The sequence below is a fragment of the Clavibacter sp. A6099 genome (assembly GCF_021919125.1).
Lineage (GTDB): Bacteria > Actinomycetota > Actinomycetes > Actinomycetales > Microbacteriaceae > Clavibacter > Clavibacter seminis.
This window is the reverse complement of record NZ_CP083439.1, coordinates 290,278-309,493: the sequence shown is the minus strand read 5'-3', so window position 1 is coordinate 309,493 and position 19,216 is coordinate 290,278. Positions and strand designations below refer to the sequence as shown.

Sequence of the window (19,216 nt, the reverse complement as noted above, 5' to 3'; positions counted from 1 at the left end):
CCTTCAGGCGGGGCGGGGGACGCTGGGGCGGGCGACGGCGGACGGGATGCGGGGGACGGCGAGCCACGCGCACGTGAGGACGAGGCCCTCGGTGACGCACCAGCCGCCGCGGTAGGCGGGGAACGGGATGGGGCCGGGCGCGGACCGGCGCGCCGTGAACGCGCCGTCGGGGTGGAGCGTCACGTGGAGGTCCGCGAAGCCGAGCCACTCGCGGTACCGGGCGAAGTGCGCCTTGCCCACCGACTCCTTGGCGCTGAAGAGCACGCAGTCCGCGTGCACGTCGGGCCCGAGCGGCGGATGCGGATCCAGCTCGCCCGCGAGGCCGACGATGTCCCGGGCCTCCGGGGGCAGGGGCGCGTGCGGCTCGGCGTCGATCCCGATGGTGCGCAGCGCGTCGATGCCCGCGACGACGGCGGCGCGGTACCCCGCGCAGTGCGTGAGGCTGCCGACCACGCCGCGCGGCCAGACGGGATCGCCGCCCCGGCCCTTGGGGATCGCGACGGGAGAGGGGCCGGGGGCGTCTGCCGCGGCCCGGGAGGCGCCGCCTCCGCGCGCGGCCTCCGCGACGAGGGCGGCGAGGGCGGTGCGCGCGCAGGCCCGGGTGGCGGCGAACTCGCGCCGACGCGACGGCACCGCGCGGGCCACGGCGCCCGCCTCGGCCGGGTGCATCGCGTGCTCGCCGGCGGGACCGCGCTCCTCCGCCAGGACGGCCCCGGCGGGGAGGATCGCGTCAAGCACGGGTGTCCCCGTCGGTGGCCAGCAGCGCCCGGACCTGGCCCTTGTCGATCTTGCCCACGGCGGTGAGCGGCAGCTCGGGCAGCACCACGACCCGGTCCGGGTGCTTGTAGGCCGCCACCCCGAGCGCGCGGAGGTGCGCGACGACCTGGCGGCGATCGGGAGCGGGCCCCGCGCAGGCGATGACCGCGACGGCGCGCTCGCCCAGGTCGGGATCCGGCACGGGCACGATCGCCGCCGCGCGCACCGACGGCAACGCCAGCAGGTAGCGCTCCACCTCCGCGGCGGCGTACTTCTCGCCGCCGCGGTTGACCTGGTCCTTCGCGCGGCCCGTGACCACGAGGTGCCCGGACGCGAGACGCCGCACGACGTCGCCGGTGCGGTAGAAGCCGTCGGGCGTGAAGGCCGTCGCGTCCGCATCGGGGGCCGCGTGGTAGCCGCGGAGGGTGCACGGCCCGCGGGTCTCCAGCTCGCCCGCCTCGCCGTCGGCCGCGAGGGAGCCGTCGGCGGCGCGCAGGCGGACCAGGTCGTCGGGGCTGATCGGCCGCCCCTGCGTGCTCCAGCGCAGCTCGGGCGGATCGTCGAGGGCGGTCATGCAGACGAGCCCCTCGGCCATCCCGTAGACCTGCTGGAGCGTCGCGCCGAGCGCGGGCTCCAGGGCGCGCGCCGTGACGTCGTCGAGCCGGGCGCCGCCGACCTGGACGACGCGGAGGCTCGAGAGGTCGGCGGTCGTGTGCGCGGCCTCGTCGATCCACGCCCGCGCCAGCGTCGGGGTCAGGGCCACGTGGGTCACGCGCTCGCGGGCGACGAGCGCGAAGGCCGTCGCGGGATCCGGGTCGGGCGCGATGACGACGGTGCCGCCCACGTCGAGCACGCCGAGCGCGCCGGGGCACGCGAGCGTGAAGTTGAAGGCCACGGGGAGCACGGCCAGCAGCACCGAGTCGGGGCCGACGCGAGACGCCCGCGCCGCCGCCCACGCGTTGTAGGAGTACTCGGCGTGGTGGCGCGGGATGAGCTTGGGCAGGCCCGTGGTGCCGCCGGAGTGCAGGAGGAGCCCGAGGCGGGGCGCGCCGTCGGGCGCGACCGCGTCGAGCCGCGTCCGGGGTGCGGCAGCGGCAGGATCCGGCGTTCGCCCCCGCTCGCGGACGTCCTCCCAGGTCAGCGCGCCGTCGACGCGGCCCGGTCCGTGCAGGATCACGAGGTCGAGCCCCGGGCAGGCGGCGCGCACCCCGGCCCCGAGGTCACGGCCGTCGTCGCGGCCCACGCGCTCCGCGACGACCAGGCCGCGCGCGCCGCTACCCGCCACGAGGTGCACGAGCTCCATGAGCCGGTGACCCGGCATGGCGTGGACGGGCACCGCTCCCGCGCGCACGAGCGCGCACCACGCGATGAGGAAGGCGGCGCCGTCGGCGAGCTGCAGGAGGATCCGGTCGCCGGGCAGGACGCCGGATGCGGCGAGGCCGCGCGCGGCGAGGTCGACCTCGGCGTCCAGCTCGGCGTGGGTCCAGCGCCCGCCGACCCCGACCAGGGCCGTGCGGTCGGGCACGCGCTCGGCGCTCCGGCGGAGGATCCCGTCGAGCCGCGCGTCCGGCTCCCTCCCCGCGCCCCGGGCGTCCCGGGCCAGCCCGTCGGCCCAGTCGTCGTATCCGCGACCGGTCCCATGGCCCGGGTGCTCCGCCTGCTCGCGCTCGTGCATCCGTCGGCGTCCTCCTCATGCCGTGGACGGATCTCGTCGCCGGCGCGTCAGCGACCATATGATAACCATTCTCAACAAGGCGAGTCCGAGGAGCGTGCACATGACCGAGCGGATCCCCTCCGTCCCCGCCCCCGCGCTGCTCCGCGAGCAGGTCGCGCGCGCCCTGCGCCTCGACCCCGCCGACGTGGGGCTCGACGACGACCTGGTGGACCTCGGCCTCGAGTCCACCGCGCTGATCCGCCTCGCGGGAAGCTGGCGGCGCGACGGCCTCGCCGCCGACTTCTCGCGGCTCGCGGCCGACCCGACGATCCGGGCGTGGGCGCGCATGCTGGGCGAGGCCGCCGCGGACGGCGACGGCGCGGGCGACGCCGCGGATCCCGCCACGCGCCCCGCCGCTCCCACCCTCGACCCCGCGTCGCCCTCGCCCCTCACCCCGCTGCAGCACGCGTACTGGCTGGGCCGGCAGCCCGGCCAGCCGTCCGGGTCGGTCGCCGCGCACTTCTACGTCGAGCTCGACGGGGCGGATCCGGATCCCGAGCGGCTGCGCGCGGCCCTCGCCGCCCTGGTCGCCCGGCACGCCTCCCTGCGGACCCGCTTCCGGGACGACGGCACGCAGCAGCCGCTGCCCGCCGGCGAGGAGCCGCCCGCCGCCCGGCTGCGCGTCCACGACCTCCGCGCGCTGCCCGCCGACGCCGTGGACGAGCGGCTGGCGGAGATGCGCGACGAGGGCACGCACCGCCGCATGGCCGTCGAGCGCGGCGAGGTGCTCCGCGTCGACCTCACGCTCCTGCCGTTCGGCCGCAGCCGCCTGCACGTCGACCTCGACATGCTCGCGGGCGACGCCATCAGCCTCCGCGTGATCCTCGCCGACCTCCGCGACCTCGTGGCTGGGCCCGGGCGACCGCTGCCCGCGATCCACCGCGACGTGCGCGCGGAGCTGGCCGCCCGGGCCGCCCGCGCCGACGCGTCCCGGGCATCGGAGGATGCGCGCTGGTGGCGCGAGCGCGTGCCCGACCTCCCCGCGGGCCCGGCGCTGCCCGTCCGCGACGACGCCGAACGCGCTGACGCCGAGCCGCGCTCCCGCCGGCTGCACCACCGGATCGGGCAGGACGGGCTGCGCATGCTCGAGGCCGCCGCGCGCGCCCGCGGGCTGACGGTGGCCGCCGTGCTCGCGACGGCGTTCGCCGAGGTCGTGGCCGCCTGGTCGGCCGACGCCCGCTTCCTCCTCAACCTCCCCGTGCTCGACCGCGGCGACGAGGAGGGGCTGGAGCTGCTCGTCGGCGAGTTCAGCACCTCGATCCTCCTCGACGTGGACCTGCGGGAGGAACGGTCGTTCCGGGACGACGCGGCGCGGATCCAGCAGGGGGTGCGCGAGGCGGTCGCCCACGCGGGCTACGGGGGCGTCGATGTGCTCCGCGACCTCGCGCGCCGCGACGGCGGGAGCCCCGTGCTGGCGCCCGTCGTGTACACGAGCGCCATCGGCCTGGGCGAGCTGTACGACGCGTCCATCCGGCGCGCGCTCGGGGAACCGGTGTGGATCATCTCCCAGGGCCCGCAGGTCTGGCTCGACGCCCAGGTCACCGAGCTCGAGGGCGGACTGCTGCTCAACTGGGACGTGCGGGTCGACATCCTCGAGGAACGGGCGATGGAGGACGCGTTCGCCGCGTACCGCACGCTCGTCGACGACCTGGTGCACGAGCGGGCCGGAGCCTGGGACCTGCAGGCGCTCGCGGTCCCCGCCCCGGATGACGCGCGGGCGCGCCACGAGCTCGAGCGGCCGGCACCCGGCACGGCTGCGTCGGGCGCGGGCGACGGGCTCCTCCACTCCGCGTTCCTCGCGCGGGCGGCCGCGGATCCGGACCGGCCTGCGGTCATCGGATCCGACGGCCACGTGGTCGCGTACGGCGAGCTGGCCGAGCACGCGCGCCGGGTCGCCGGGCTGCTGCGTGCTCGCGGCGTCGGCCCGGGCGCGACCGTGGCGATCACCGCGCCGGCCGGGCCGGACCGCGTGGCCGCCGTGCTCGGCGTGCTGCTCGCCGGCGCCTGCTACGCCCCCGTCGGCCCGGACCAGCCGCCCGCGCGCCGCGCGATGGTCCTCGCGCGGGGGATCGACTGCGTCCTCGCCGACGACGGCCTGGTCGACGGGATCGCGGCGGGCCTCGGTCCCGGCGGCCCGCCCGTGGTCGCGCTCGGCACCGTCCGGGATGCCGCGCCGCTGGCGGATCCCGTCGCCGTCGCCCCCGGTGACCCCGCCTACCTGCTGTTCACGTCGGGATCCACCGGCCGGCCGAAGGGCGTGGAGGTCGCCCACCGTGCCGCCGTCGCCACCATCCGGTCGCTCGCGAGCGTGGCACCCGTCGGCGCGGACGACCGTGCCATCGCGCTCTCCGCGCTCGACTTCGACCTCTCCGTCTACGACCTGTTCGCCGTGCTCTCGGTGGGCGGCGCGGTCGTCGTGCCCGCCGAGCACGAGCGCCGCGACGCCGACCGCTGGCGGGATCTCGTGCGCGCGCACGGCGTGACGGTCTGGAACACCGTGCCCGCGCTCCTCGACATGCTGCTCGCCGCGACCGGCGACGGATCCCTGCCGCTCCGGCTCGTGCTGCTCGGCGGCGACGTCGTCGGGCCGGATCTGTCGGCGCGCCTGGCCGCGTGCGCGCCCGCCGCCCGGCTGCTCGCGCTCGGCGGGATGACGGAGGCGGCCATCCACTCGACCGTGCACGAGGCGGGCGCGGGCGCCCCCGCGGATCCGGCATCTCCCGCGCGCGGCCTCCCCTGGGGCGCCCCGCTGCCCGGCGTGCGCCTCCGGGTCGTCGACGAGCGCGGCCGCGACCGCCCCGACGGCGTGCCAGGCGAGCTGCTGGTGGGCGGGCACGCGCTGGCCCGCGGCTACCGCGGCGAGCCCGAGCTGACCGCCCAGCGCTTCCCGGTGGTCGACGGCGAGCGCTGGTACCGCTCGGGCGACAGAGCCCGCTACCGGCGCGACGACGCCGGGCGGCCGGTGCTGGAGTTCCTCGGGCGCGCGGATCACCAGCTGAAGATCCGCGGGCACCGCGTGGAACCCGGCGAGGTGGAGGCCGCGCTGGCGTCCTTCCCGGGCGTGCAGCGCGCCGTCGTCGTCGCCGTCGCGGGCGCTCTCGCCGCGATGGTGGTGCCCCAGGCCGGCCGCATCGTCGCGCCCGACGACGTCGCGGCTCACGCACGGGCACTGCTGCCGCCCTCCATGCACTGCGCGCGCGTGGTCGTGCGGGCCGGGCTGCCGCTCACGGCCAACGGCAAGGTCGACCGGGCCAGGATCCGCGCGGAGCTCGCCGAGCCACCCGCCCCCGCCCTGCGACCGGACGACGACGCCCCGCGCACGCCCGCGGAGCGGCTCGTCGAGCGCGTGTGGAGCGAGCTGCTCGGCACCCCGTGCGGTCGCGGACGCTCCTTCTTCGCCGCGGGCGGCGACTCCCTCCAGGCCACCCGCAGCGTCGCCGCCCTGCGCGCCGCGGGCGCGGCCGACGCGAGCGTCGCCGCGCTCTTCCGGCACCCGGTGCTGGCGGACTTCGCGGCGACCTTGCGCCTCACGGCCCCGGAACCCGCGGACGCGCGCCCCCGCATCGTGCCGGATCCCGCGCACGCCCACGACCCGTTCCCGCTGACCGACGTGCAGCGCGCGTACGCGGTCGGCCGCGATCCCCGCATCCCGCTCGGCGGCGTGGGCACGTACCACCACACGGAGTTCGACGGGCGCGACCAGGACCTCGACCGGCTCGCCGCCGCGTTCGACGAGCTCGTGCGGCGGCACCCGACGCTGCGGACGGTCATCGACCCCGACGGCACCCAGCGGGTGCTCGCGGACGTGCCGCCCGTGCGCGTCGACGTGCGCGAGGTGCCGGCCGACGCGGATCCGGATGCCGTGGCCCGGGAGCTCGCCGCGTTCCGCGAGCGCACCTCGCACCGTCGGCACGACCTCGCCGTCTGGCCGCTGTTCGACGTCGACGCGCTGCGCTACCCCGACGGCCGGGGCGGGATCCGCACGCGCATCGCGATCGGCATCGACTACGCCGTCGTCGACGCGCTCTCGATCATGATCCTGTACACCGAGCTCGACCTCCTCGTGCGCGGCCTGCCGCTCCCGCCCGCGCCCGCCGAGCTGACGTTCCGGGACTGCGTGCTGCAGACCCGGCCGGACCCGGGGCGGCAGCGCGCCGACGAGGAGCACTGGCGCGCACGGCTCGCCGACATGCCCGACGCCCCGCGGCTGCCGCTCGCGACCGCCGACCCGGCGCCGCGCTTCACCCGCCGTGCGCACCGCTTCGACGCCGCGTGGTGGACCGCCTTCCGCGACCGCTGCCGGGCGGCCGGGCTCACGCCCACGAGCATGCTGGCCACCGCGTACGGCCACGTGCTCTCCCGCTGGACCGGGCAGCGCGACGTCACCATGACGCTGACGCTCTTCGACCGGCGCGACGTGCATCCCGACATGCCGCGCCTCGTCGGCGACTTCACCGGGCTGACCCTGCTCGACCACCGTGCCGCGGACTCCGCCGTGGAGGCGGCGCGCGGGCTGCAGGAGCGCCTCGCCGGCGACCTCGACCACCGCGAGGCGCCCGCGTCGTGGATCCTCCGGGAGCGCGCGCGCCTCCAGGGCACGGCCGTGGCGCCGGTGCCCGTGGTGTTCACGAGCGCGATCGGCGTCGGCGACGGCGGCAGCGATGGCCACGGGGTCTCGGCCGACGTGTCTGGCTCCTTCGGCGAGCGGATCCACGGCGTGTCCCAGTCCCCCCAGGTCCTCCTCGACGTGCAGGTGCTGGAGGACCACGGCGGGCTGCGGGTCGACGCCGACGCCCGCGAGGACGCGTTCCCGCCGGGCCTCGTCGACGCGCTCTTCGCGGCGTACGTGGCCACGCTCGAGCACCTCGCCACGGCCGGCTGGGACGCGCCGCTCCCCGTGGGTCCCCCCGCCGACCAGGCGAGTGCCCGGGCCGCGGAGCCCGCGGCCACCGCGACCCGGCGACCGGGCCGGCTCCTGCACCACGCCGTGCACGAGGCCGCGCTCCGGGCGCCCGACGCGCCCGCGCTCATCACCGGCACGGGCGCGTCGACGCGCGTCGTGACGCACGGCCAGCTCGCCGACCGGGCCATGCGGATCGCGGGCGCGCTCCGTCGGCGCGGGATCGGACCCGGCGACCTGGTCGGCATCACGCTGCCGCGCGGTGCGGACCAGGCGGCGGCCGTCATCGGCGTCCTCTCCGCGGGCGCCGCGTACGCGCCCGTCGGGATCGGGCAGCCTCCCGTGCGGCGGCGGGCCATCCACCGGGCGGCCGGGATCCGCCTGGTCATCGCCGACGACCCGGCCGCGGCCGGCGGCGACGAGCCCGACGCACCCGCCCTCCTCCGCCCGGCTGACGCGGCCGCGGAGGAGCCGCTCGCCGAGCCGGTGCGCCCGCCCGTCGAGGCGCTCGCCTACGTCATCCACACCTCCGGCTCCACGGGCGAGCCCAAGGGCGTCGAGATCGCTCACGACGCCGCGTGGTCCACGGTCGACGCGGTGGGTCGGATGCTCGAGATCGGCCCGGGCGACCGGATCCTCGCCCTCTCGGCGCTCGACTTCGACCTCTCCGTGTTCGACGTGCTCGGCGTCCTCGGTGCGGGCGGCGCGCTCGTCATCCCCGAGGAGGGCGAGGAGCGCGACGCCCCGCGCTGGCTCGACCTGGTGCACGAGCACGGGGTCACGCTGTGGGACACGGTGCCGATGCTGCTCGACATGCTCCTCGTCGCGACCGACGACCGGCCGGGGAGGCTCGGCACGCTGCGCGCGGCGCTCGTCTCCGGCGACCGCGTGGGCACGGATCTGCACGGGCGCCTGATCCGCGCGGCCGAGCCGGGCACGCGGCTCGTCGCGCTGGGCGGCGCGACCGAGGCGGCCATCTGGTCGAACGCGTGGGAGGTGGACGGCCCGCTCGACGGCTGGGCGTCCGCGCCCTACGGCCGACCGCTGCCCGACCAGGCGTTCCGCGTGCTCGACGCGAGCGGCAGGGACTGCCCCGACTGGGTGCCCGGCGAGCTCGTCATCGGCGGTCGCGGGCTCGCCCGCGGCTACCGCGGCGACCCCGCGCGCACATCCGCCGCGTTCGTCGAGCTCGACGGCGGCCGCTGGTACCGCACGGGCGACACGGGCAGGTACCGGCCGGGCGGGATCCTCGAGTTCCTCGGCCGGACCGACCGGCAGGTGAAGCTCGGCGGGCACCGGATGGAGCTCGGTGAGATCGAGGCCGCCCACGCGGCTTCCCCCGGGGTGCGGCGCGCGATCGCGCTCGTGGTCGATGGGACGGCCGGACGAAAGCACCTGCACGTGGCGATCCAGCCGGACGACGGGCACGACGGGGCCGCCGTGCTGGCCGCGGCCACCGCGACCGCCGCCGACCGGCTCCCCGCGTACGCCGTGCCGCACCGCGCCCACCTCGTCGACGCGTGGCCGCTGACCGCCAACGGCAAGGTGGACGTGGCGGCGCTCGGCCGCGCGCTCGTGGACGCGGAGCCCGATGCCGCCGCAACCGCCGCCGATCTCGCGTCCGGATCCGCATCCGGCACCGCGACCGCGCCCGGCACCGCGACCGAGGCCGCCCTCGCCGAGCTGTGGGCCGGGATCCTCGGCACCGCGCCCGCCCCCGACGCCGGCTTCTTCGCTGCCGGCGGCGACAGCCTCGCCATGCTCCGGCTCGTGACCGCCGCCCAGCGCCGGTTCGGCGTCGACGCGGGCGTGCGCCGCTTCCTCGAGGAGCCGACCGTGCGGGCGTACGCCGCCTGCATCGACCGGCTCCTCGCCGCCCCCGCGACCACCACCCCCGCGCCCGCATCCCCCGCGGACGCACCCGCCCGACCGCCGGCCACGACCGGCGCCGACCTCTTCGAAAGCGGAGACCTGTGAACGCTGAACAGCTCATCGACGACCTCAACGCCCGCGGCGTCCGGCTCTGGGCGGAGGACGGGCGGATCCGGTTCCGCGGGCCGCGCGGCGTGATCGACGACGACCGGCGCGAACTCATCCGCCGGCACCGCGACGACGTGCTCGCGATCCTCGACGGACGGGCCACGACCGGCGCCGACGCCGCGGGCCCGGACGCCACGGCCCACCGCGCCGACCCGGCCGCCGCGCACGACCCGTTCCCGCTCACGCCCGTGCAGACCGCGTACCTCCTCGGGCGCACCGACGCGTACCCCTACGGCGGCGTCGCCTGCAGTGCCGACCTCGACCTGTCGTGGCCGGCGGACACCGACCCCGCGCGCATCGTCGACGCGTGGATCCGCCTGGTCGGGCACCACGGGATGCTGCGCGCCGAGATCCACCCCGACGGCTCGCAGCGCGTGCTCGCCGACCCCGGCCCCGTCGAGGTGCCGGTCGACGACCTCCGCGGCCTCGGCCCGGCCTCGATCGGGCACCGGCTCGACGCCGTGCGCGCGGACCTCGCGCAGGGCACCGGCCGCGACCCCGGCTGGCCGCGCGTGCGCGCCGTCGTGACCCGCGCCGACGACGCCGTCCGCATGCACCTGGCGGTCGATCTGCTCGTGCTCGACCACGCCAGCCTGCAGCTCGTGCTCGACCAGCTGCGCGCGCTCGTCGAGGATCCGGCCGCCGCGCTGCCCGGCACGTCCGACGGGCCCGGCTTCCGCGACTGCGTGCTGGCCCGCCGCGCGCTCACGGCGTCGGCCGCGTACGAGCGCGACCGCTCCTACTGGTGGCGGCGCCTGGACGACCTGCCGCCCGCGCCGGAGCTGCCGCTCGCGGACCACGATCCGATGGCCGCGCCCGCGCGGTTCCGCCGACTGTCGGCCGTGCTCGATCCCGCCGCCGCCGCGCGCCTCGACCGCGCCGCCTCCGACGCCGGCGTGACCCCCACGAGCGCCCTGCTCGCCGCCTACGCCGAGACCGTGGGCCGCTGGAGCCGCAGCCCGCGCTTCCTGCTCAACGTGCCCGTCTCGGATCGCGGCGGCCTGCCCGACGGCGCCGCGCACGTGGTGGGCGACTTCACGTCCGTGGAGCTGCTCGAGGTCGACCTCACCGAGGACGTGCCCGCCGTGGAGCGGATGCGGGCGCTCTCCGCCCGCCTGCTCGAGGACCTCGCCCACCCGCTCTGCGGCGGCACCGAGCTCCTCGCCGAGCTCACCCGGCGACGCGGCGGCGACGCGCGCGACGTGGCGCTCGCCCCCGTGGTCTTCACGAGCGCGCTCGCCGGCGACGCCGCGAGCGCGCCCACGGGCGACGGCGGGCGGATCACCGCGGCCGTCACGCGCACGCCGCAGGTGTGGATCGACTGCCAGGCCCTCCGCGTGCCCGACGGCCTCCAGCTCAGCTGGGACGTGCGGGAGGGCGTGCTCGCCGACGGCGTGGCCGACGCCGCGTTCGGCGCCTTCCTCGGCGCCGTGCGCGCCCTCGCCGACGACCCGGCCGCGTGGCACCGGCCGGTCGCGGTCGACCTGCCCGCCGACCAGCACGCGCGGCGGATCCGGGTGGGCGACACCGGGGACCCGGTCGCCCCCGCGCTCGTGCACGAGCCGCTCCTCGCGGCGGCCGAGGCCGCGCCCGACGCGCCCGCGGTCATCGCCCCCGACCGCACGCTGACCCACGACGAGCTCGTGCGCCGCGCCGCCGCCGTCGCCGCGCGCCTCCGCTCCACCGGGCACCGCCCGGGCGACCGCGTGGCCATCGTCGCCGCGCGCGGCTGGGAGCAGGTCGTCGCCGTCGTCGGCGTTCTCCTCGCGGGCGGCGCCTACGTGCCCGTGGACGTGGCCCAGCCGAGGATCCGCCGCGACACCGTGCTGGCGGACGCCGGCATTCGGCAGGTGCTCACCCAGCAGGCCCTCGTCGGCGCGCCCGCGGACTGGCCCGCGGGCGTCGAGCGGATCGCCGTCGATGCGCTCGAGCCCGCCGCCGCCCGGCCGGCCGCCGACGCCGGGCGGGACGGCGTGGATCCGGCCGACCCCGCCTACGTCATCTACACGTCCGGCTCCACGGGCACGCCCAAGGGCGCGATCCTCTCCCACCACGCCGCGCACAACACGCTCGTCGACATCCGGGAGCGCTTCGGCGTGGGCCCCGACGACCGCGTGCTCGCCCTCGCCGGGCTCGGCTTCGATCTGTCGGTCTTCGACGTGCTCGGCGTGCTCGGGGCGGGCGGCGCCATGGTGCTGCCGGACCCGCGACGACGCGACGACCCCTCGCACTGGGCCGCGCTCATCGCCCGCCACCGCGTCACCCTCTGGAACTCCGTGCCCGCGCAGGCGCGCATGCTGCAGGACTACCGCGACGCGGTCGTCGCCACCGGCGGCCCGGCGGACGGGGACGCCCCGAGCACGCTGCGGCTCGCGCTGCTCTCGGGCGACTGGATCCCCGTGACCCTCCCCGACGCCATGCGCGCCGGCCACCCCGAGCTCACGGTCGTGAGCCTCGGCGGCGCGACCGAGGCCGCCATCTGGTCGGTGCACCACGTGATCGGCGAGGTCGACCGGCTGCTGCCGAGCATCCCGTACGGCACCCCCCTGCGCGGCCAGCGCCTGGCGGTCGTCGACCACCTGGGTCGCGACCGGCCCGAGGGCGTGCCCGGCGAGATCCTCATCCGCGGCGCGGGCGTGGCGCTCGGGTACCTCGGAGATGCCGAGCGCACGCGCGAGCGCTTCGGCGTGGATCCCGCCACGGGCGACCGCGAGTACCGCACGGGCGACATCGGCCGCTACCTCCCCGACGGCAGCATCGAGCTGCTCGGCCGCGAGGACGCGCAGGTGAAGATCCGCGGCTACCGCATCGAGCTGGCGGAGATCCAGGCCGCGGTGCTCGCCCACCCGGGCGTCGCCGACTGCGCCGTGCAGGTGGCGGAGGGGGCCGCGGGCCGGCACCTCGTGGGGATCGTGCAGCCCGAGCGGATCGCGCCCGTCGCGACGCCGGAGGACCGGGCAGCCGGCGAAGCCGCAGGCGCCGCGCTCGCGGTCGCCGCGGCCGACGTGGACACCGACGCCCTCGGCGCCTTCCTCGCCCAGTTCGACGAGCACGCGCTCCGGGTGATCGAGCGGACCCTCGCCGCCGCAGGCGCGCTCGTCGACCCGGCCGTCCCCCTCACGGACGACGAGGTCGCGCGGCTCCTCGGCGCGAGCGACGCCCACCGCGTCGTCGTGCGCCGGTGGCTGCGCGCGCTCGCCCGCCGCGAGCGCATCGCCCACGACGCCGACGGGTCGTACCGGGGCGCGCTGTCCGCGGATCCGGAGCGGGTCGCCCGCGCCTGGGCCCGCGTGGAGGAGGCCGAGCGGGAGATCGGCTGGAGCGCCGAGCTGCTCCGCCACGTGCAGGCGTCGAGCCTCGCGCTCGCGGACCTCGTGAGCGGCGACCTCGACATCGCGGAGCTGCTCTACCCGGGCGCCCCGAGCGACGCGATCGGCGCCGCCTACCGCGACAACCTCGGCGTGCGCCTGCTCACCGCCGCGCTCACGGCCGCGGTCGTCGCGCTCGCCGACCGGCACGACGCCCGGGGGCACGGGCCCGACGAGCCGCTGCGGATCCTCGAGGTGCGCGGCGGCGTGGGCGGCGCGGCCGACCAGCTGATCCCCGCGCTCGCGGGCCGCGCCGTCGAGTACGTCTTCACCGACCCCTCGATGTTCCACGTCGGCGAGGCGCGCGAGCGCCACCCCGACCGCCCTGGCGTGCGGTTCCAGGCCTTCGATCCGGCCATCGACCCGCTGCCGCAGGGCCAGCGCCCGAACTCCTACGACGTCGTGATCTGCTCCAACGGCCTGCACGGCGTGCCCGACGTGCCCGCGGCGCTCGAGCGTCTGCAGGGCCTCCTCGCCCCGCACGGCCACCTCGCCGTGATCGAGAGCACGCGCGAGGACAACCCGCCGCTCATGATCGCCACCGACTTCATGGAGGTGCGCGCGGGCGGTCCCGCCGACGCGCGGCTCGCCGGCGACGCCCTGCTCTTCGCGGCCGCCGAGTGGCGGTCGCTGCTCGGCGACCTCGGCGCCCGGGGGATCCAGCAGGTGCCCGCAGACGAGGATCCGCTCTCCGGCCTCGGCCAGCACCTGCTGCTCGCGCAGGTGAAGGCCGACCGCGCGCCGCTCCGGGCCGCATCGCTCCGCCGCCACACCGCCGACCGCCTACCGGAGTACATGGTGCCGCGCCGCTGGCAGGTGCTCGACGCGCTGCCGGTCACCGCGAACGGCAAGGTCGACCGGGCGGCCCTCGCCCGTCTCGCGGAGGACCGGGCGCCCGCGGCGACGGTCGCCGCCGGATCCGACGCGCCGCGCGACGACGTCGAGCGCCGCCTCCAGGAGCTGTGGGCGGAGCTGCTCGGCCGCCCCGGCATCGGCCGCGACGACGACTTCTTCGCGCTCGGCGGCGACTCGCTCCTCGTGGCGCGCCTCGTCGGCCGGATGCGGGAGCAGCTCCCCGAGGTCGTCGACCTCGAGTGGGACGTGGTGCTCCGCCACATGCTGCGCCGCCCCACCATCGCGGGACTCGCGGGCTACGTGCGCCAGGCCGGCCAAGGTGCCGCGGGCGAGCGCGACGCGCCCGCGACGCCGGCCGTGAGCCTGCTCTCCGGATCCGGCCGGGGCCCGGCCACCGTGCTCGTCCACGCCGGGATCGGCACGATCATGCCGTACCGCGCGCTCATGACCGAGATCCGCCGCCGGTCCCGCGGCACCGGCTCGCTGTACGGCGTGGAGGTCCCCGACCTCGACGCCTTCCTCGACGCCGACCCGCACGGGCTCATCGACCGGATCGCCGCCGAGTACGCCCGCGAGCTCCTCGCGACCGGGATCCGCACCTTCCACGTCGTCGGCTACTGCCTCGGCGGCCTGGTCGCCACCGAGGTGGCGCGCGCGCTCACGGAGGCGGGTGCCGACGTCGCGTCGTTCACCGCCATCAGCAGCCACAGCCCCGCGTTCCGGCTCGACGACGAGATGGTGTCCGAGTACTCGTTCGCGATGATGATCGGGATCGACCCCGTCGACCTCGGCTTCCCGGCGGACCCGTGGCGCATCGCCGCGGCGGGCGCGCGCATCCTCGAGAGGACCCCCGGGGTCATGCCGGTGGACGGCTACGCGTCGCTCGACGGCGAGTTCGCCGACATCGGCCGGGCGTTCCTCGACCTGTCGCGCATCCCGCGCCGGGCCCGCATCGCCCGCATGTGCGAGGTGGTGCCGCCGGCGTCCGGCAGCTACACCCCGGAGCAGATGACGCGCTTCTTCCGCACCTTCCGGCAGAGCGTGTTCGCGATCACGCGCTACCGGCCGGATCCGTACGCGGGCGACATCACGTTCCTCCGGCACAGCGGCGCGTACCCGTTCCCGGGCAGCAGGGAGGCGGTGACCGACTACTGGGAGGAGCTCGCGCTCGGCGAGCTCGACATCGTCGACATCCCGGGCGACCACTACGACTGCCTGTCGGTCGAGCACGCGCCGCGCGTGCTGTCGATCCTCACGCGGGTCACGGGCGGGGCGGTGATCGCGTGATCGCGGTCATCGGCGCGTCCGGCGCCGTCGGTCGTCCCGCGGTGCTCGCCCTCCGCGCCGCCTCCGACGAGCCGCTGCGGCTCGGCGGGCGGCGCGAGGCGCCGCTCCGCGCGCTCGCCGAGGAGGCGGGCGGCGAGGTCGAGACCGTGACCGTCGACCTGATGGACGACGACGCCCTCGCCCGCTTCTGCCGCGGCGCCGACGTGGTCGTGCACTGCGCCGCACCGGCCTTCGCGTTCGGCGACCGGATCGCGGCCGCGGCGCTGGAGGCGGGCGCCGACTACGTGGACGTCTGCGGCGAGGAGCCCGTGCGCGCGGGCCTCGTCGCGCGCGGCCTCGCCGACGCCGCCGTGCGCGACGGCCGCCGCGCGGTCGTGTCGACGGGCGTGGTCCCGGGCCTCTCGGGCCTCCTGCCGCGGCTCGCCGCCGAGGGGCTGCACGGTCCGCTGCGCCTGCGCGGCTGGGTGGGCGGGGTCGAGGCGTGCTCCCCCGGGGTCGCGCTCGACGTGCCGCTGTCGCTCGCGGCCGGCGGTCCCGGATCCACCGCGTACGGCACCCCGCTCGCCGCCTGGTCGGGCGGTCGACGCGTCGAGCGCGCGCTCCGCGCGGAGGAGGACGCGACGGCGCCCTTCTTCCCGGGCCGGGTCGCGCTGCAGCCGTACCTCTCGGCGGAGACCGAGCGGATCGCGCGCGGCGCGGGCTTCGCGGATGCCCGGTGGTGGAACGTGCACCCGGGGCCCGCCGTGCGCGACGCCCTCAACCGCCTGCCCGCGCTGCTCGCGGGCGACGACGGCGCGGCAGCGGCCGCCGACGCGCTCATCCGCGCGGGCGACCTCGACCTGCTCGGGAACCGGCCGTTCCACGTGCTCGCCGTGTCCGTCGACGGCACGGACGACGATGGCGCTCCGGTCGAGCGCGCCATCGTGCTGCACAGCGACGACAGCTACCTGCTCGCCGGTCAGCTCGCGGCCATCACCGTGCAGGAGATCCGGGCGGGTGCCGTGCAGCCCGGGGTCGGCTTCGCGCACGACGTGCTGGATCCGCAGCGCGTCCTCGACCTCGTCGCCGCGTCGGGCGCGAGCACCGTCACGCGCATCGACGACGCCGGCGACGCGGGCGAGATGGTGGAGGAGGACCTGTGACGCACGACGCCGCCGCCCGCCCGCTGCGGGTCGTCGTCTGCGGCACCGGCTTCGGCCGCATCCACCTCCGCGCGATCGGGCTCGTCCCCGGGCTCCGGCTCGCCGGCATCCTCGCCCGCGGCGGCGACGCCTCCCGCGCCCTCGCCGCCGCGCACGGCGTGCCGCTCTGGACCGACGTCGCCGAGCTGCCCGCCGACGTCGACGTGGCGTCGGTCGCCGTCGGCTCCGCGGTGCAGGGCGGACCGGGGACCGACCTCGTGCTCGCGCTCCTCGCCCGCGGGATCCACGTGCTGCAGGAGCACCCGGCGCACCCCGACGAGATCACCGCCGCCGCCCGCGCGGCCCGGAAGACCGGCGTGCGCTACCGCCTCTCGACCCACTACCGGCACGTGCGCACGACCCGCGGCTTCCTCGACTCGGCCGCCCGGCTGCGCGCCCGGAGCCCGATCGTGCACGTGGATGCCGCGGGGCCGGTGCACCTGCTGCAGCCGCTGGTCGACGTCCTCGGCCTGGCGGTCGGCGGGCTCCGGCCGTGGGCGTTCGCGGATCCCGTCGAGCGCCCGCGCGAGCTGACCGCGCTGGAGACGCGCGCGTCCCCGCTCACGGCGATCGAGGGCGTGGTCGGCGGGATCCCGCTCTCCCTGCGCGTGCACCACGAGCTGCACCCCGCGGACCGCGACAACCACGCGCTGCTCTGGCCGCGGATCTCCCTCGCCTCGGCGGCCGGCGTGCTGACGCTCGCCGACGTGCACTGGCCCGTCACCTGGAGCCCCGCCCTGTTCACCCGGCGCGACGCGGCCGGCCGGCTCGACCTCGACGGGGATCCCGCCCGGCGCGCCCTGCCGCGCCTCTCCTCGTGGCCGGACGCGCCCGCCCCTACCGCGGGCGACCTCTTCGACGAGGTGTGGCCGGACGCGGTGGCGCACGCGCTCGCGCAGCTCGTGGCGGAGATCCGCGCGGGCGACGGCGACGCGCTCCGCGCGGCGCAGGCGGACATCACGATGGCGCGCGCGTGGGTCGACCTCACGCGGCGGCTCGGTCCGCCGCGCAGCATCCGGCCGGGCGAGCCGCCGCGCGTGACGGCGGCGGCGATCCTGCCGGCCGCGGAGCCGGGACCAGCGAGCGCGGAGGACGAGCGCGCGTCCGGCGGATCCTCGGATCCCGCGCCGGCCGACCCCTACGGCCCCGCGGCCGAGCTCTTCGACCTCGCCGCCGCCGCGCACGCGGAGCTCACGGCCGCCGCCGTCTGCCGCCTCCTCGACGGCCGGGACCTGTCCGCGGCGCCCGTGCTCGACATCGGGGCTGGCACGGGCGTCATCGCGCGGGCCGTCGCGCGCGCGCATCCCGAGGCGCGCGTCGTGGCCGCCGAGCCGTCCGAGCCGCTGCGGGCGGTGCTGACCGCGCGGATCCTCGACGCCCCGGGACTCCAGGACCGCGTCACCGTGACCGCAGGATCCGCACCCGACCTCGACCTGCCCGATCGCATCTCCGCGGTGCTGCTCTGCGGGGTCCTCGGCCACCTCGATGCCGGGCAGCGCGCCCGGCTCTGGGAGCGCATCGCCGAGCGGCTCCTGCCGGGCGGGGTCGTCGTCGTCGAGACCATGGGGCTCGAGCCCGGGGCGCGCGTGCCCGAGTCGCGGCTGGCCCGCACGCGCGTGGGCGACGACGAGGTCGAGTGGTGGTTCCGGGCGGATCCCGCACCCGGCGGCCTGCTCGACCTGCGCACCCGCTGGCGCAGCCGCGAGCCCGGCGGCCGGGAGCGCGAGGTGCACGACGCGTACTCGTGGGATCCGGTGGGCCTCGAGGAGCTCGCCCGCGAGGCCGGCATGGACCTCGTGCGCCTGCCCGCCGCCGCCGGCGCGTCGCTCCCGCTCGGGGCGCTCGTACCGCGGCGGGCGGGCGGCGTCACCACGTGACGAGCATCTCCTCCACGCCGAAGGACGCCGACTCGTGCTTCAGCTCGACCTGGTCGAGCGGGGTGGCGAGGCGCAGGTCCGGGTAGCGCGTGAAGAGGGCCTGGAGCAGCAGGCGGATCTCCATCCGCGCGAGGCTCGCCCCGAAGCACGCGTGCGCGCCGTGCCCGAAGGTGAGGTGACGCGGTGGGCGCGACGGGTCGATGGCGTAGGGGTCGGGGAACCGCTCCGGATCGTGGTTCGCCGCGCCGAGCAGGAGGATGACGCCGTCGCCCGCGCGGATGAGCGCCTCGCCGACCGCGATGTCGGCCGTCGCGACCCGCAGCGGCAGCGCGTCGCTCACCGCGGTGCGGCGCAGGAGCTCGTCGACCAGCCCGGGCAGAGTCTCCGGGTCGACCAGGGCCGCCGCCACGAGCTCCGGCCGCTCCAGCAGCTGCAGCGTCGCGAGCGCGATGCTCGCCGTGGTTGTCTCGCGCGCCGCGATGACCACCATCGCGATGGCGGAGAGCACCTCTTGCCGCGCGAACCCGCCGCCGACGAGGTGCTTCTGCACGAAGCGGCCGAGGAGGTCGGTGCTCGGCTCGGCGAGACGGCGCTCGACGAGCGCGTCGAGCAGCTGGAAGAGCGATCCGATGGCACGCCCCACCTCCTCGGCGGTGCTGTGCCGGGATCCGGAGACCCGGACGACGTCGCGGAAGAACTCGGTGTCGGCGTCCTCGACGCCGACGAGCTCGCAGATCACGCCCGTCGAGACGGCGTTCGCCACGTGGCGCACGAAGTCCACGGGCGGTCCGACGGCCGGCAGCCGGTCGAGCGCGTCGTCGATGACGCGGGTGACCGCGGGCTCCAGCTCGCGCACGCGGCGGGCGCTGAACTCGGAGAGGAACGCGGTGCGGTACCTCGTGTGGTCGGGGGCGTCCATCCGGATGAACGGCCGTGCCTTCGCCGCCGCCTCGCGCTCGCCCACGCCCATCGCGGGGAAGCGCTCGTCGCGCGCGTCGGAGCTGAGGTCGGGCGAGGCGAGGAGGCGCCGCACGTCGTCGTAGCGCGTGACGATCCACGCGTCGCCGCCCGTGGGCAGGCTCACGCGGGTGAGGGGGCCGTGCTCCCGGATCGCGTCGTACTCGGTCGGCGGGTGGTACGGGCACGCGCGGCGGAACGGGAATGCGGGGGGAGTGACGGCGGACACGGCTTCTCCTTGCGGGGATCGGGCCGGCTCGGTCGCACGGCAGCGGCCACTA

At 77.5% G+C, this 19,216-nt stretch carries 7 protein-coding genes; 4 read left to right on the top strand and 3 right to left on the bottom strand.

Translation table 11 applies throughout. The features are described 5' to 3' along the window. Positions 1 to 3: 3 nt before the first annotated feature. Both KYT88_RS01435 and KYT88_RS01430 read right to left on the bottom strand, forming a co-directional pair. The gene (locus tag KYT88_RS01435; RefSeq protein WP_043585731.1) at positions 4 to 738 is read right to left on the bottom strand and encodes a 4'-phosphopantetheinyl transferase family protein; all 735 of its coding nucleotides are present in this window, start codon (positions 736 to 738) and stop codon (positions 4 to 6) included. Further along, positions 731 to 2,431 carry a (2,3-dihydroxybenzoyl)adenylate synthase gene (locus KYT88_RS01430; RefSeq protein ID WP_043585734.1) on the bottom strand — a complete coding sequence of 567 codons (1,701 nt, stop codon included), beginning with the start codon at positions 2,429 to 2,431 and terminating at the stop codon, positions 731 to 733. The genes KYT88_RS01435 and KYT88_RS01430 overlap by 8 nt, the downstream gene beginning before the upstream one ends. Before the next feature lie 100 nt (positions 2,432 to 2,531). Between KYT88_RS01430 and KYT88_RS01425 the strand changes: the two genes are divergently transcribed. Genes KYT88_RS01425 through KYT88_RS01410 form a run of 4 tightly spaced genes read left to right on the top strand, consistent with a single transcriptional unit; the run spans position 2,532 to position 17,978 of the window. Continuing rightward, on the top strand, positions 2,532 to 9,347 hold the full coding sequence (locus KYT88_RS01425) for a non-ribosomal peptide synthetase (protein WP_043585736.1): 6,816 nt from the start codon (positions 2,532 to 2,534) through the stop codon (positions 9,345 to 9,347). Further along, the gene (locus KYT88_RS01420) at positions 9,344 to 14,920 is read left to right on the top strand and encodes a non-ribosomal peptide synthetase (protein ID WP_237583736.1); all 5,577 of its coding nucleotides are present in this window, start codon (positions 9,344 to 9,346) and stop codon (positions 14,918 to 14,920) included. The genes KYT88_RS01425 and KYT88_RS01420 overlap by 4 nt, the downstream gene beginning before the upstream one ends. Next, a complete protein-coding gene (locus KYT88_RS01415) occupies positions 14,917 to 16,062 on the top strand; it encodes a saccharopine dehydrogenase NADP-binding domain-containing protein (protein WP_237583735.1) in 1,146 nt (381 codons plus the stop codon). Before KYT88_RS01420 ends, KYT88_RS01415 begins: the two co-directional genes overlap by 4 nt. Next, a complete protein-coding gene (locus tag KYT88_RS01410) occupies positions 16,059 to 17,978 on the top strand; it encodes a Gfo/Idh/MocA family oxidoreductase (protein ID WP_043584899.1) in 1,920 nt (639 codons plus the stop codon). The genes KYT88_RS01415 and KYT88_RS01410 overlap by 4 nt, the downstream gene beginning before the upstream one ends. On the opposite strand, the gene KYT88_RS01405 is transcribed toward KYT88_RS01410, so the two are convergent. Then, complete coding sequence (locus tag KYT88_RS01405) at positions 17,968 to 19,164, bottom strand: cytochrome P450 (RefSeq protein WP_043584897.1); 1,197 nt, start codon at positions 19,162 to 19,164, stop codon at positions 17,968 to 17,970. The two genes, KYT88_RS01410 and KYT88_RS01405, sit on opposite strands and share 11 nt — an antisense overlap. Positions 19,165 to 19,216: the final 52 nt, after the last annotated feature.